14 protein-coding genes are annotated in these 14,361 nt (G+C 71.3%); 7 read left to right on the top strand and 7 right to left on the bottom strand.

Features of this window, described 5'->3' with window-relative positions; genetic code table 11:
* Nucleotides 1–112: 112 nt before the first annotated feature.
* The 3 genes from GIS00_RS11435 to GIS00_RS11425 all read left to right on the top strand — a co-directional run bounded on the left by GIS00_RS11435 (nt 113) and on the right by GIS00_RS11425 (nt 3,702).
* Entirely contained in the window at nt 113–1,039 is a 927-nt protein-coding gene (locus GIS00_RS11435; protein WP_322097867.1) for a DNA-formamidopyrimidine glycosylase family protein, read from the top strand.
* Nucleotides 1,040–1,252: 213 nt separating this feature from the next.
* Nucleotides 1,253–2,323 carry a DNA polymerase domain-containing protein gene (locus tag GIS00_RS11430; protein WP_154768553.1) on the top strand — a complete coding sequence of 357 codons (1,071 nt, stop codon included), beginning with the start codon at nt 1,253–1,255 and terminating at the stop codon, nt 2,321–2,323.
* A gap of 314 nt (nt 2,324–2,637) precedes the next feature.
* On the top strand, nt 2,638–3,702 hold the full coding sequence (locus tag GIS00_RS11425) for an ATP-dependent DNA ligase (protein WP_322097866.1): 1,065 nt from the start codon (nt 2,638–2,640) through the stop codon (nt 3,700–3,702).
* Between the two features lie 66 nt (nt 3,703–3,768).
* Here the strand turns inward: GIS00_RS11425 and GIS00_RS11420 are convergent, their stop codons facing one another.
* Complete coding sequence (locus tag GIS00_RS11420; protein ID WP_230313452.1) at nt 3,769–4,281, bottom strand: M15 family metallopeptidase; 513 nt, start codon at nt 4,279–4,281, stop codon at nt 3,769–3,771.
* Between the two features lie 526 nt (nt 4,282–4,807).
* Here GIS00_RS11420 and GIS00_RS11415 point away from each other — a divergent pair.
* Complete coding sequence (locus tag GIS00_RS11415) at nt 4,808–5,542, top strand: TetR/AcrR family transcriptional regulator (RefSeq protein ID WP_154768552.1); 735 nt, start codon at nt 4,808–4,810, stop codon at nt 5,540–5,542.
* Here the strand turns inward: GIS00_RS11415 and GIS00_RS11410 are convergent.
* Nucleotides 5,482–6,549, bottom strand: coding sequence for a GtrA family protein (locus GIS00_RS11410; RefSeq protein WP_154768551.1), 1,068 nt, complete (start codon nt 6,547–6,549; stop codon nt 5,482–5,484). The two genes, GIS00_RS11415 and GIS00_RS11410, sit on opposite strands and share 61 nt — an antisense overlap.
* A gap of 141 nt (nt 6,550–6,690) precedes the next feature.
* Here GIS00_RS11410 and GIS00_RS11405 point away from each other — a divergent pair, with 141 nt between their 5' ends.
* Nucleotides 6,691–7,569, top strand: a complete 879-nt coding sequence (locus GIS00_RS11405; RefSeq protein ID WP_154768550.1) for an alanyl-tRNA editing protein — start codon at nt 6,691–6,693, stop codon at nt 7,567–7,569.
* A 151-nt stretch (nt 7,570–7,720) separates the two neighbouring features.
* Here the strand turns inward: GIS00_RS11405 and GIS00_RS11400 are convergent, their stop codons facing one another.
* The 3 genes from GIS00_RS11400 to GIS00_RS11390 form a co-directional block, all read right to left on the bottom strand.
* Complete coding sequence (locus GIS00_RS11400; RefSeq protein WP_154768549.1) at nt 7,721–8,620, bottom strand: alpha/beta fold hydrolase; 900 nt, start codon at nt 8,618–8,620, stop codon at nt 7,721–7,723.
* 202 nt (nt 8,621–8,822) lie between these two features.
* Entirely contained in the window at nt 8,823–9,977 is a 1,155-nt protein-coding gene (locus tag GIS00_RS11395) for a dipeptidase (protein WP_154768548.1), read from the bottom strand.
* 1 nt (nt 9,978) lies between these two features.
* Nucleotides 9,979–11,157 carry a pyridoxal phosphate-dependent aminotransferase gene (locus GIS00_RS11390; RefSeq protein WP_154768547.1) on the bottom strand — a complete coding sequence of 393 codons (1,179 nt, stop codon included), beginning with the start codon at nt 11,155–11,157 and terminating at the stop codon, nt 9,979–9,981.
* An 85-nt stretch (nt 11,158–11,242) separates the two neighbouring features.
* Here GIS00_RS11390 and GIS00_RS11385 point away from each other — a divergent pair, with 85 nt between their 5' ends.
* Nucleotides 11,243–12,526 (top strand): DUF445 domain-containing protein, encoded by a 1,284-nt coding sequence (locus tag GIS00_RS11385; protein ID WP_154768546.1) that lies wholly within the window; start codon nt 11,243–11,245, stop codon nt 12,524–12,526.
* A 66-nt stretch (nt 12,527–12,592) separates the two neighbouring features.
* Here GIS00_RS11385 and GIS00_RS28390 read toward each other — a convergent pair whose 3' ends face one another.
* Both GIS00_RS28390 and GIS00_RS11380 read right to left on the bottom strand, forming a co-directional pair.
* Nucleotides 12,593–12,727 (bottom strand): hypothetical protein, encoded by a 135-nt coding sequence (locus tag GIS00_RS28390; RefSeq protein WP_255454972.1) that lies wholly within the window; start codon nt 12,725–12,727, stop codon nt 12,593–12,595.
* A 95-nt stretch (nt 12,728–12,822) separates the two neighbouring features.
* Nucleotides 12,823–13,461 (bottom strand): helix-turn-helix domain-containing protein, encoded by a 639-nt coding sequence (locus tag GIS00_RS11380; protein WP_196073230.1) that lies wholly within the window; start codon nt 13,459–13,461, stop codon nt 12,823–12,825.
* A gap of 184 nt (nt 13,462–13,645) precedes the next feature.
* On the opposite strand from GIS00_RS11380, the gene GIS00_RS11375 reads away from it, so the two are divergent.
* Nucleotides 13,646–14,281 carry a nucleoside/nucleotide kinase family protein gene (locus GIS00_RS11375; RefSeq protein ID WP_154768544.1) on the top strand — a complete coding sequence of 212 codons (636 nt, stop codon included), beginning with the start codon at nt 13,646–13,648 and terminating at the stop codon, nt 14,279–14,281.
* Nucleotides 14,282–14,361 lie beyond the last annotated feature (80 nt).

The raw sequence follows: 14,361 nt of genomic DNA, 5'->3' as shown, positions 1-14,361 counted from the left end.
GGGACCGAATCCATCGGCGGGCGGGGGAAACGGTCCCGAATCGAGGTCGGGCGGGCTCGGCCGCCACGATGGTGGGTTTGTGCCCGGCGACGGGTCAGGACGGTGGTGAGTAGTGCCCGAGGGTGACACCGTGCTGCGCACCGCCCGGCGCCTGGACCAGGCGCTGACCGGGGCGGTGGTGCTGCACGCCGATCTGCGGTGGCCGGGTCTGTCCGAGGTCGACCTGGCCGGACGCACCGTGCTCGGCACCGTCGCGTACGGCAAGCACCTGCTCACCCGGTTCGGTCCGGAGCCGGACGGCGGCGGATCGCGGATTCCCACGGCCCCGCCGGGTCCGCTGACGCTGCACTCCCACCTGAAGATGGAGGGGCGGTGGGCGATCGAGCCGCCGGGCCGGTCGGTGCCGTCCGGCGGTGTGCGGGTGCGCGCGGTCATCGCCACCGCCGAGTGGACCGCCGTCGCGACCTGGCTCGGGCAGCTGGATCTGGTGCCGACCGAGCGGGAGCACGAGCTGATCGGTCATCTCGGGCCGGACATCATGGTCGACGACTTCCTGCCCGGTGGGCTGGCCGATGCGGTCGCCCGGATCCTCGCCCGGCCGGACCGGGAGATCGGCGCCGCCCTGCTCGACCAGACCAACGTCGCCGGGATCGGCACCATGTACATGGCGGAATCCCTCTTCCTGCAGAAGGTCTCGCCGTGGACGCCGACGGCCGAGCTCGGTGCCGACGGTGTGGCGGCCGCGCTGGAGCGGGCCCGACGATTGCTGCTGAACGGTGCCACCAGCGCCACCCCGACCACCACCGGCGACCAGCGGCGCGGGCACGAGGTCTGGGTGCACGCACGGTCCGGCCGAACCTGTCACCGATGCGGCACCGTCGTGCGGGTGGCGACGATCGGCGACCCGACCCGGGAACGCACCGCCTTCTGGTGCCCGTCCTGCCAGCCCGGACCGACCCCGACCGACAACGGCCGCCCGCAGGCGCCGCTGGGTTCCTCGCCGCGGCGCAGCGCCACGGGGTACCGGCGGCGCCGCTGATCGGAGCAGGGCGACGTGCTCGACAAGGATCCGGACCGGATGGATCCGGACCATGTGGACCGGAACGACGGGTCCGCCGGGTCGAGCAGCTCGGACGATCGTCGAGTGCGACTGGATGATCGGGACGGGGTGGAACCACGTGGATCCGGGCAGGACGCCGATCAGCACCGGCTCGGCCGGGTGGCGGTCGGCGGTGATCGGTAGGGTGCGGCCATGTCTCCGTCCAGGACTCCTGCGGTCGAGATCGACGTGGCCGGCCGACCCGTGCGCGTCACCAGCCCGGATCGGGTGATGTTCGCCGGGCCCGGGCTGACCAAGCTCGACCTGGTGCAGTACTTCGTCTCGGTCGGCGACGGCATCCTCGGGGCCCTCAAGGACCGGCCGACCACGCTGGAGCGGTGGCCGAAGGGGTGGTTCGAGGGGGCGACCCTGTCCACCCGGATGGACAATCAGGGTGATGCCTTCTACTCCAAGCGCGTGCCGAAGGGGGCGCCGGACTGGGTCGAGAACGTCACCATCACCTTTCCCAGCGGCCGGACCGCCGAAGAGGTCTGCCCGACCGAGCTGGCGGTGGTGGCCTGGGCGTCCAACCTGGGCACCCTGCGGTTCCATCCGTGGCCGGTGCGCCGGCCGGAGACCGAGCAGCCCGACCAGCTGCGTGTCGATCTCGACCCGCAGCCGGGCACCGACTTCCGCGACACCGTCCCGGTCGCGGCCGAGCTGCGGAACCTGTTGTCGGAGTTGGGGTTGGAAGGTCACCCGAAGACCTCCGGCGGCCGCGGCCTGCACGTCTACATCCCGATCGCCCCGCGGTGGAGCTTCGTCGATGCCCGGCACGCGGTGATCGCGCTGGGCCGGGCGCTCGAGCGGCGGATGCCGGACCAGGTGACCACGGCGTGGTGGAAGGAGGAGCGCGGGGAGCGGATCTTCATCGATTTCAACCAGATGGCGCGCGATCGCACCATCGCCAGTGCCTACTCGATCCGGCCCAACGCCCGGGCCACCGTGTCGGCGCCGCTGCGCTGGGACGAGATCCCGGACGTCACGCCGGAGGACTTCGACGTCACCACGATGCCCGCCCGGTTCGCCGAGGTGGGTGATCTGCACGCCGCGGTCGCCCAGCAGGCCTTCGACCTCGACCCGCTGCTGGAGCTCTGGGAGAAGGACCTGGCCGACCGGGGTCTGGGCGAGATGCCCTACCCGCCGGACTATCCCAAGATGCCCGGCGAGCCGCCGCGGGTGCAGCCGAGCAAGAAGAACCCGGCGAACTGGACGGACGAGTAGGGGCAAGGTCGACGTCGACCGCCGGTGCGAAGCCCGACCGGGGAGTTGCCGGTCGCTCCACAGGTCCTCGAATCCGGCCCGGGACATCGCCCGGACCCGGGCCTTCGGTGGTCGATCCGCGCTGCAGCCCGGCTCCGGTCGTCGGGAGCAGCACCCGAAGGCGGATGGTCCCTTCGTCCCGGCTGGACCGATCAGACCTGGGACGGCGGCCACCGCGGTCCGATCGGTCAGGCGGGCGGAATCGGTCATGGGCCGGGGCCGGGAGGGGGCATGCCGGCCGCGCGGCTGTCGGTCCGACCCGGCAGACTGGGCGGGTGCAGCTGCCCGTGATGCCCCCGGTCCCTCCCATGCTGGCCAAGCCGGCCGCGGCGATCCCCGCGGGCCAGCTGTACGAGCCGAAGTGGGACGGGTTCCGGTCGATCATCTTCCGCGACGGCGACGACGTGGAGATCGGCAGTCGCAACGAGAAGCCGATGACGCGATACTTCCCCGAGGTCGTGCAGGCGGTGCTGGAGAACTTCCCGGAGCGGGCGGTCATCGACGGCGAGATCATCATCGCCGACACCGAGCGCAACACCCTCGATTTCGAAACTCTCCAGCAGCGGATCCACCCGGCCGCCAGCCGGGTGAAGATGCTGTCCGAGACCACGCCTGCGTCCTTCGTGGCCTTCGACCTGCTCGCGCTCGGCGACGACGACCTGACCTCCGTGCCGCTGCTCGAGCGGCGCCGGATGCTGGAGCAGGCACTGGCGGACGCACGCCCGCCGATCCACATCACCCCGGCCACCCAGGACGCCGAGCTGGCGCAGCAGTGGTTCGAGCAGTTCGAGGGGGCCGGCCTGGACGGGCTGATCGCCAAGAAGCTCGACCTGACCTACCAGCCGGACAAGCGCGTGATGACCAAGATCAAGCACGAGCGCACCGCCGACTGCGTGGTCGCCGGGTACCGCGTGCACAAGTCCGGTGACGACGCGATCGGGTCCCTGCTGCTCGGCCTGTACGACGAGCGCGGCGTGCTCGCCTCGGTCGGTGTCATCGGTGCCTTCCCGATGGCGAAGCGGAAGCAGTTGTTCACCGAGATGCAGGAGTACGTCACCACTTTCGACGACCACCCGTGGAACTGGGCGGCGCAGGAGGACGGTAAGCGGACACCGCGGAAGAACGAGTACAGCCGGTGGAACAACGGCAAGGACCTGTCCTTCGTCCCGCTCCGGCCGGAGCAGGTCGTCGAGGTGCGGTACGACTACATGGAGGGCGTGCGGTTCCGGCACACCGCCCAGTTCGTGCGGTGGCGCACCGACCGGGACCCGGAGTCCTGCACCTACGACCAGCTGGAACGCCCGGTGTCCTTCAGCCTCGCCGACGTGCTCGGGGTCTGAGTGTCGTTGGCGGGTAGCGGATCTGCCCGACGATACGGGTGCCCGCGGGATGGTGACCGGCCGGGTTCAGCGGCCGTTCTGCGAGAAGTGCTGGTAGTCCACCGGATCCGACCAGTCGCCGCCCCACGACCAGCCGACGGAGGCGAAGGCCTGCACACACGCATCGCCGTCCCGGATCACCCCCGGAGCCTCGGGTCGGTCCACGAACTCGTCGGTCGGTAGTACCAGATCATCACTCAAGTAGGGATTCTCGACCGGATTGATGTCGATCGCCCGGCCGTAGGAGTGCTGTGACCAGCCGCTGCCGGAGGTCGTCCGGCGGCAGTTGAAGGCGGAGGTGTTGTCGGCGGCCATCGACGCGTCGTCGTCACCGCCGAAGTCGTCCACCAATCGCATCCGGGCGATCGGGAACCCGGCGGCGTACAGCTGCCGGAACACCTCGACCACGTCATCGGCGACCGCCGTGGCCACCACCATCTCTCCGGTGTGCGCCTCCCCGTCGAACCCGCGGTAGGTCATCGTCAGGTAGGTCAGCTCGGACAGCGGGACCGGGCAACCCGCGCGCCACGAGGTCGACATCCGTGCGGCCAGAGCGGTGTCGATCCCGGACCGGGTGCTGGTGAAGGCGCCGGTCGGGGTCGTCGTGGGCCTACTTGGGGTGGGTGGTCCCGTCGGGGATGGCGTTGTGGTGGATACCCGTGTCGTCGCCGGTCGTGTGGGCGTGGCTGTCGTGGTTGCTGTCGAGCCTGTCGGGCCCGCCGGGGTGTTGATGGTGGCCGGAGGAAGGGTCCTCTCCGACGGGGTGGACACGGGCAAGGAGCTGCCGATGGAACTGGTCGCTGATTCTCCGGTGGTCGGGACGGTCGGGCCGCCCGGCGGAGTGGCGGAGCTCGTCGGCCCGGCGGACACGGCGGTTCCGGTGTCGCGGCCCGGCAGCGACGCCGACAGGCCCGGCCCGTACACCTCGGCCGGGCTGCACGCGCCGGCCAGGATCAGGCAGCCGAGGAGCACCAGCAGTCGCCGCACCCCGCCAGCCTCTCACCCGGCGCCGACGAGGTCAGCGCTCGCTGTTGCGTGCGGTGCTCTCGTCTGGTGGCATGGACCGATGACCGCACCCCGACCCAGTGCCGCCCGCACCGCCCGCGAGCGGGCCCGGGCGAGCCTGACGGCAGACCTGCTGGACACGGCCCGCCGACACATGGCGGAACTCGGTGCGCCCGGCCTCTCGCTGCGGGCGGTGGCCAGGGACCTCGGGCTGGCGTCGTCGGCCGTCTACCGCTACGTGAAGAGCCGGGACGAACTGATCACGCTGCTGATCGTCGACGCCTACGAGTCGGTGGCCACGGTGGCCGAGCAGGCGGACCTGGCCGGCGCCGCCGCCGGCGCGGATGCAGGGGAGCGCTGGCTCGGTGTGTGCCGGGCGGTGCGGGGGTGGGCGCACGAGCGGCCGCACGAGTACGCGCTGATCTACGGCTCGCCGATCCCCGGCTACCAGGCACCCCGGGAGACGGTGTCGATGGCCGTGCGGCTGTGGCGGGTGATCATCGGCATCGTGGACGCGGCGATCGCGGCGGGCACCCTGCGCCCGCCGCGGCGGCAGTTCGCGGTGGACGGGCTGCTGACGCCGGAGACGCTGGTGGTGGCCGGTCGCCCGGGTCCGCCGTTCTCCGATGCCGTGGTGCGCGCGGGGGCGCTGTTCACGTCGATGATCGGCTCGGTGTCCGCCGACCTGTTCGGGCACCTGCGCGGCATGGCCCACGACGGGGACCGGTTGTTCGACTACCTGATCGCGACCGCTGCCGAGGGCGTCGGGCTGGACGTCCCGGTCCCGACGGTCTGACCCGCGCCGGTCGCGAAGGGCCCGCGCTCGCCCTCAGCGCCGCGGGATCCGGCCGGCAGCGCGCGGTCCGCCAGGGCACGGGCCGGGCACAGCGGGGCACGGGCCGGGCACAGCGGGGCACGGGCCGGGCTCAGCGGGGCGCGGCCGGATATCGGGGAGAAGCCTGGGGCCCCGGCGGGAATGTTCCGTCGGGGCCCGTGGCGGACAACGTCCCCGGGGGGCGACGTCGGCTCGGCGGTGGAAGCCGTCCGAATGCCCTGCCCGCAGATCCGGGGGGACGCCCCGGACCGCCGCCGGCGCCGCACCGAGGTGTGGTCGGCCGGTCGGGCGACCGCTGTACCGCGTCGAGGATCCCGGGACGGGCCCGCATCCGGCGTCGACCGGGGGTGCACCTGACCGACCGCGACTGACGGTGGCGCGGTGCAGGACCGCCCGCTCCGGAACCTCGACACATCCGATGTGCCGTTCGCACGTCGTGCGACGCTGCCGTCGGTGAATCCCGACACATCGGATGTGATGTAGGTCCTACCGAATGCGGGCCGTGACGGCAAGTTCGGAATCGATACACCGGCGTCATACCGACGGGTAATCCCCCGTTCGGCGCCCCGCGTCATCCATCGGCGCAGGATCACGAAGCGTGCGATCCCGGCGACCGCATTGGCCATCAGCAGTGCGATCAGCGCCGTGGTGGTCGCGTCCTCCGGGACCGTCGCGGTGACCGCGGTGGTCAGTGCCAGGCCGAGCAGGCAGGTCACGAAAGCCACCAGTTGGTCGGCGCCGGCGCTCTCCTTGCGGTGCACGCCGAAGGTGAAGGCGCGGTGCGCGAGGTTCGTCGCGACGGTGGCCGCGGTCCAGCTGGCGACGCCGGCCAGGGTGGTGCCGAGCGGTCCGGTCAGCGCGACGTAGAGCAGCAGTTGCAGGACGGTGCCGGCGCCGCCGACGGCCGCGAAGCGCACGCCCTGCCGGAGGAGGGCGGCCGTGCGGCCGGTGGGCACCGTGATCGTCATGTCAGGGATCCTCTGCTTGCCGGCCGTGTGCACCGTGGGCCGGAGCTGTGCCGTTCCTGTGCCTCTGTTCCACGGCCGAACATCTCCCGGACCGTGCCGTCCACCGGCGCCTGACGTGCGTGGGCGCCGACGCGTGGTCAGATGGTGCCCATGCCGCCGGCCGTCACCGAGACCATCGTCGAGTTCCCGTCGGGGAGCACCCGGAGCCGGGCGACGGTGCTGGCAGTGCAACCCATCGGGCCGGACCGGGTCGCGGTGGTCACCGACCGTACGTGTTTCCACCCGGTGGACCCGGGCTGGCCGGATCAGGGCGCGGATCGCGGGGTGCTGGTGTCGGACGGCGTGCCGTGGCCGGTGCTGGACTGTGTGATCGGTGCCGAACGCGAGGGCGAGCTGTTCGTCGGTGCTGATGTGCCGGTGCGCCGCGGTGCCGAGGGCTGGACCTTCGTCGTGGTCCATCTGCTGGCCGCCGATCGGGAGCCGCCAATGGTCGGCGCCGAGGTCGGCCTGGAGGTCGACGAGACGTACCGGCATGCGCTGTCGGCCGGGCACACCGCTTGCCACCTCGCCTCCCTGGCGTTGAACGGTGCGCTCGCCGGCTTCTGGCGCAAGGAGGTCGCGGTCGACGGTCTGGGAGCCCCCGACTTCGACCGGGCGGCCATCGTGCGCTCGGAGATCCGGCCGTTCGGCTCGGAGGACGTGTACCGGCTGGGGAAGTCCTTGCGCAAGAGCGGTTTCGAGGCCGAGTCCGCGATGCTGGACCTCGGTGCGGTCCAGGGAGCGGTGAACGACACGCTGCGTCGCTGGATTTCCGGCGGCGGGTCGGTGCGGGTGGAGACCGAAGGGCCGGGGTTCACCGCCCGCCGTACCTGGGTCTGCGAATTGCCGGAAGGCACGGCTCGCATCCTCTGTGGTGGCACGCATCTCGGTGACCTGGGGGAGTACGGCGAGATCAGCGTGGCGCTGGACGAGGCCGGTCAGGAACTCCGGATGACCACCACCGCCGTCCTCGCCCGCTGACCCGTCCCTGTGTGTCCGGCGCCGCCGGTGCGAGGTTCAACTGGTACCCGCGCGTACGAAGTTGTCGCTTGCTGTCACATCCGTATCATCGGAGGCACTTTCGCACGCGTCGTGGAAGTTGATCCTTGCGCTGGGCGGGGTCAGGGGCTGGTCAGGGGAGGCGGGTGAGGAAGTCGCGGATCAGCGGGACCATCACCGGCAATGAGGTCTCCAGCGCCCAGTGGCCGGCGTCCAGGACGTGCAGCTCGGCGTCGGGGAGGTCGCGCAGGTAGGCGCGGCCGGACTCCTCGGGCATGTAGCCGTCGTGCGGACCCCACAGGATCAGCGCAGGCGGGCGGTGCTCGCGGAGATACGCCTGCTGGCACGGGAAGTCGGCCAGTGTGTGGCGCTGGTCCTCGAACAGGTGCACCATGCCGGCGCGTCGGGTCGGTGCGTCCATCAGCAACCAGTGCAGTCGCCAGAGATCCGGTGGGACGCGCTCGGCGAGACGCCCGGGCAGGTCGCCGACGAACTCGTCACGGAAGCCCTCCTCGGTGACGTTCGAGGCCAGCTGCGCCCGCCCCTCATCGGTCGGATCCGCCCAGAACTCCTTCAGTGCCGCATATTTCGGACCGAGTACATCCTCGTAGATGTCGCCGTTGGCGATGATCAGCCCGGTGACCCGCTCCGGGTCCGCCATCGCCAGGCGCAGGCCGAACTGTGATCCGTAGTCGTGCAGGTAGATGGCGTAGCGGTCGAGCTGCAGCGTTCGGCAGAAGGCACCGAGGAACCGTCCGTAGGCGTCGAAGGTGAAGTCCTCCGGAGCCGGATCCCCGCTGTACCCGAATCCGGGCAGGTCGGGCGCGATCACCCGCCATCGATCCGCCAGCGCCGGCAGCAGGTTCCGGAACTCGTACGACGAGCAGGGATACCCGTGCGGCGCGAGCAGGACCGGTGCGTCGGCCCGGCCCGCCTCGCGGACGAAGATGTCGTTGCCGCCGACCCGCACCGTGTGATGCCTGGTCGTCAGGTGGCCCGCGTCGGTCGGATGGTCCGTCTCGGAGGTCCGCATGGCGGTGCAGTTCCCCGTCGTCGGCGTTTCGACCCCGGCCCGGGTCCGGAACGAGCAGCCCGCGGGCTCCCCGTCGAACCGCTCGGCCCGGTGCCAGGCTCAGCTGAGGCTGCGCGTGCGAAGTTGTCGACTGGTGTCACATCCGTACCATCGGAGCCACTTTCGTACGCGTCGTGGAAGTTGATCCTCGCGCCGGGCGGGGTCAGGGGGTGGTGGCGGTGTGTTCGGCGGCCTCCATCACGCGCAGGATGTTGCCGGAGGTGAGGGCGGCGAGATCGTTGTCGGACCAGCCCCTGTCGGCGAGCTCGGCGAGCAGGGCGGGGTAGCGGGAGACGTCGCCGAGGCCGTCGGGCAGGTCGCCGGTGCCGTCGTAGTCGCCGCCCAGCCCGATGTGCAGCACCCCGGCGCGCTCCCGGGCGTGCTCGACGTGGTCGGCCACGTCGGCGAGGGTGGCGCGCGGCGCCGGGTGCTCGGCGCGCCAGGCATCCAGGGCCGCGGTCGCCTCCGGGTCGGGCGCGGATGCGCCGTGCACCGGATGATCGGCGATCCCGAGGGAGTCGCGGAACTCGTCCTCGGCCCGGTCGTGGTCGGCGCAGGCCTGGTTCACGAAGGCCGGCACGAAGGTGATCATCTGCACGCCGCCGTTGGTCGCCAGCCGCGCCAGCACCTCGTCCGGCACGTCCCGCACGTGGTCGGTCAGCGCTCGGCAGGAGGAGTGGGAGAAGATCACTGGTGCCCGCGAGACATCCAGCGCCGCATGCATCGTCGATACCGCCACGTGCGACAGGTCGACCAGCATGTTGATCCGGTTCATCTCGGCGACGATCTCCCGGCCCAGGTCGGAGAGCCCGCCGCAGTCGGGCACGTCCGTCGCCGCGTCGGCCCAGCCGACGTTCTGGTTGTGGGTCAGTGTCATGTACCCGACGCCCAGGGAACGCAGCACCCGCAGCACACCGATCGACCCGCCGATGCTGTGTCCGCCCTCGGCGCCCATCAGAGCCGCGATCCGGCCGGAGCGGATGACCGCCCGCACCTCGGCGGCGGTGGAGGCGACCGCGAAGGCGGCCGGGTACCGCTCGATGATCCGCTGCACGCAGTCGATCTGCTCGAGGGTCGCGATCACCGCGGCGCCCGGATCCAGCGTCCCGGGGACGAACACCGAGAAGAACTGCGCACCCACCCCGCCGGACCGGAGTCGCGGGATGTCGGTGTGCAGATCCGGCTGCAGCACGGCGATGTCGCGCCGGTCCAGGTCGTAGGCGACCTGGTTGCGCAGCGCCCAGGCGATGTCGTTGTGCCCGTCCAGCACCGGTGCCCGGTCGAGGAGCTGCCGGATGCGGTCGTCGGTGTCGGTCATTTCAGGCTCCCATCGCCGTCAGTCGGGACACGGCCTCGTCGATCACGGCGTCCTGCTTGCAGAAGGCGAAGCGCACGAACGGCGCGCCGTCGGCGGGATCGTCGTGAAACACCTGCTGCGGCACTGCGACCACGCCGGCCCGTTCCGGCAGCTCCAGGCAGAACTGCAGGCCGTCCTTCCAGCGCCCCGGATCGCCTGCTCCGCCGCGGATGTCGATCACCACGAAGTAGGTGCCGGCCGGCTTCGACACCGGGAACCCGGCGGCCGCCAGGCCGGCGCACAGCCGGTCCCGCTTGCCCTGCAGGTCCTTCCGCATGCCGTCCACCCAGCCCATCTCGTGCTCCAGGGCGTGGGCGACGGCCGGTTGGAACGGAGCCCCGCCGACGAAGGTGAGGAACTGCTTCGCCGCCCGGACCGCCGCGACCAGCCCGGCCGGACCGCACACCCAGCCGATCTTCCAGCCGGTGACGTTGAATGTCTTGCCGGCGCTGGACACGGTGAGCGTCCGCTCGGCCATGCCGGGGAGGGTGGCGATCGGCACGTGCAGGACGTCGTCGAACGTCAGGTACTCGTAGACCTCGTCGGCGACGACGACCAGGTCGTGCTCGACGGCGACCGCGGCGATCCCCTCGAGTTCCTCGCGGGTGAACACGGTGCCGGTGGGGTTGTGCGGGCTGTTGATCAGGATCATCCGGGTCCGGTCGGTGACCGCGGCGCGGAGGTCGGCCGGATCCAGTCCGAACCGGCCGGCGGCGTCCGGACGCAGCTTGACCGAGACGTGCCGGCCACCTGCCATCGCGACCACCGCCGGGTAGGAGTCGTAGTACGGCTCGATGAGCAGCACCTCGTCGCCGGCGTCGACCAGCGCGAGGACGGCGGAGGCGATGGCCTCGGTGGCGCCGACGGTGACCAGCACCTCGGTGTCCGGGTCGAAGGTCTGGCCGCGGTCGCGCAGCCGGGCGGCGGCGATGGCCGACCGCAGCGCGGGGATGCCCGGGCCCGGTGGGTACTGGTTCACGCCGTCGTCGATGGCGGACTTCGCCACCTGCAGCATCCCCGCCGGGCCGTCGGAGTCCGGAAAACCCTGGCCCAGGTTGATCGACCCGGTGCGGACGGCGAGCGCGGACATCTCGGCGAAGATCGTCGTGGTGAACGGCCGCAGCCGGGGGACGAGGCTCATGCCGACATTCCTACCCCGAGCCGCGCCACGCCGAACCGGGACCTACCCCGATGGTGTCCGCACCCGTGGCGGGGAGGATGGCGGGATGAGCATCTCCACGACCCGCCCGGGCGCACCTCCACCCGGGACCTCCCCGGCAGATGTGGAACGGCGGGTCCGGCTGCGCCGGATGAAGCTGATCGCGGCCGGTCTGCTGCTGCTCATGGCGGTGATCTTCGTGATCGCCCACCTGCTGGAGCCGCAGCACCCATGGGCCGGCTACGTCCGCGCTGCGGCGGAGGCGGGCATGGTCGGCGCGCTGGCCGACTGGTTCGCGGTGACGGCACTGTTCCGGCACCCGCTCAGGCTGCCGATCCCGCACACCGCGATCATCCCCAAGCGCAAGGACGCCATCGGCTCCGCGCTGTCCGAGTTCGTGGCCACCAACTTCCTGTCCGAAGAGGTGGTGCGGGAGAAACTGGCCCGGTTCTCGCTCGCCTCCCGGGTCGGCGGGTTCCTCGCGGACACCGGCGCGGAACGGATCACCGCCGAGTTGGCGGGGCTGGCCCGCGGGGTCACCACGGTGCTCCGGGACGACCAGATCGCCGCGCTGCTCGAGTCGATGGCGCTGCGCCGGCTGGACGAGGTCAAGGTCGGGCCGCTGATCGGCCGGATCGGCGCGGATGTGGTGGCGAAGGGCGATCACCACCGGCTGGTGGACGTGGTGATCGAGAAGGCGCATCAGTGGATCGACGACAATCCTGCCGTCATCATCGGTGTCGTCACCGAGCGGGCGCCGGTCTGGACCCCGAAGTTCCTCGACGACAAGCTCGCCGAGCGGGTCTACCGGGAGGTGGAGTCGTTCGCCCGCGCGGTCCGGTACGACCCGGAGCATCCGCTGCGGGCCGCGGTGGACCGGTTCCTGGCGCAGTTCGCGCAGGACCTGCAGACCGACCCGGACACCATCGCCAAGGCGGAACGGATCAAGGAGCGGATCCTGGCGAACGCCTCGGTCCGGTCGCTGGCCGGTTCCGCCTGGGAGTCGGTGAAGAAGGCGGTGCTGGCTGCCGCCGAGGACCCGGAGTCGGACCTGCGGGTCTCGCTCACCCAGGCGCTGCGGTCGCTGGGCCGCCGGATGCAGACCGATCCGGATCTCGCGGCCAAGATCGACAATTGGGTGGCGGACGCCGCCGGCTACCTGGCCCGGCACCACGCCCGGTCGATCACCGGGATCATCGACGAGACCATCGCCCGGTGGGACGGGGAGGCGACCAGCCAGCGGATCGAGCTCCAGGTGGGGCGGGATCTGCAGTTCATCCGGATCAACGGCACCGTGGTCGGCGCACTGGCCGGTCTGGTCATCTACACACTGGCGCAGTGGCTGCTGTGAGCAGGTGGATCTGAGTCGGTGCCGGGCGGGAACCCGCTGACTGCAACGGATTCCCGTCCGGAGATGTCAGAAGGACCGCGGGGTGGACCGGCGCAGCCGGGCGTTCCGGCGCTCGGTGCTGCGGCGGGAGTCGTCCTGCCGGCGGCGGTTCTCCTCGCGGTGGTGCCGCAGGAACGTGTCGGGATCGACGGGGTGGGACATGATGTGCTCCTTCGGGTCTCGGCGCTGGGGTGGGTGCTGGGTGGGTGCTGGGTGGGTACTGGTGGTCCGGTGCTGCTGGGGAGCGCCGGTAGGTCTCAGTGCTCGGACGGGCCGGGGTCGGAGTTGCCCGGACCCGGCTCGAGGTGGGGAAAAGCGAAGTAGGACATGGTGATCGGCCGGCGGTCCGGATCGGAGTCCTTGCGGTCCACGGCGACCAGCGGGCGGACCAGCTCGGTGATCCGCCGGCTCAGCTCGGTGAGCTCGGCCGGCGTCGCGGACAGGGTGACCGCGTTGTCGAACCCGGCCTCCTGCCACTCCTCCGGCGCGTCCGGGGCCTGCTCCATCCAGCGGGCGAGCTGGGTGAGGCGGTCCTGGTGCAGGACCTGGGAGGCGGTGGCCAGTGCGGCCATCGACTCCGCCGTGCCGTCCGGCTCGAACCGCACGCCCCAGGTCGTCTTCCGCCACACCCGGGAGCGGGCGTCCGGACCCGGAGCTTCCTCGATGAGGCCGGCGGCGGCGAGCTTGCGCAGGTGGAACGAGCAGTTCGACGGGCTGTCGTCCACCAGCTGCGCCGCCTGGGTCGCCGTCATCGGGCCGTGGACCGCCAGGACCGACATCAGGCGCACCCGCAGCGGGTGGGCGTAGGCCCGCAGGGTCTCCGGGTCCCCGATGCGCCGGGCCCGGTCGGGCCAGCCGTGTGCATCGGTGGTGTCGGGGGTGGTCCTGTCGTCCATGGATCTGAAACTACTCTCTCGAAAGAGAGCTTTCAAGAGTTTTCTTTCAGATTCTCCGAGGAGTCTTCGACAGCTGCGGCCGTGGGCGGGACGGACGGGGCAGATGGCTGTTCCCGTGCAGGTCGCCCGGGGTCCGGCGGCAGTGGCGACCCGGTGCGCGCTCGGCGTGGGGCAGGCTGGGGGCATGCGCTTCACCCCTGTGTCCCCGGACCGACTGGCCAGGGCGATCGCGGACCGGGTCGCGACCGGGAGGTCTGTGGTTGTCGGGATCGACGGGGATCCGGCGATCGGGGCGGGGGAGTTGGCGGACCGGGTCGCGGAGGCGGTGAGGGCGGGTGGTCGGCAGGTGATCCGGGCCGATCTGTCCGACTGGTGGCGCCCGGCGTCGGTGCGCCTGGAGTACGGCCACGAGGACGTCGACTCGCTGCTGGATGCGTGGGTCGATGTCGGTGCGCTGGACCGGGAGCTGCTCGTGCCGCTCCGGGAGGGTCGGCCGATCCGGGTGCGGAACTGGGATGCCCTGGCGGACAGGGCCTTTCGTGAAGCGGCCGTGGATGTCGCACCGACCGCGGTGCTGGTGCTGGCCGGCGCGTTCCTCGGCCGGGTGGTGCCGGATGCGGACCTCACGGTGCAGTTGCAGGTGAAGGAGTCCACGCTGCGGCGGCTCCTGCCGGGCGATCGTGGGTGGTGGCTCGAGGGTCATCGGCTGGACCGTGAGCAGCGGTCGTTGTCCGGCGATCCGGTCGGCCCTGACCGGATGGTGGTCTCGTACGACCATCCAGCCGCGCCGGCGATCGGAGACGCGCTCCCGATCGGGTGAGTGCTAGCAAGTCTGCTTGCAGGAGCAAGCATTCCTGCCTACCCTCGACAGCGACAGATGACGTCGACGGATCGGGAGGT

Source organism: Nakamurella alba, from assembly GCF_009707545.1.
Lineage (GTDB): Bacteria > Actinomycetota > Actinomycetes > Mycobacteriales > Nakamurellaceae > Nakamurella > Nakamurella alba.
The sequence above is the reverse complement of the archived record's forward strand: the minus strand, read 5'-3'. Positions and strand labels throughout refer to the sequence as shown.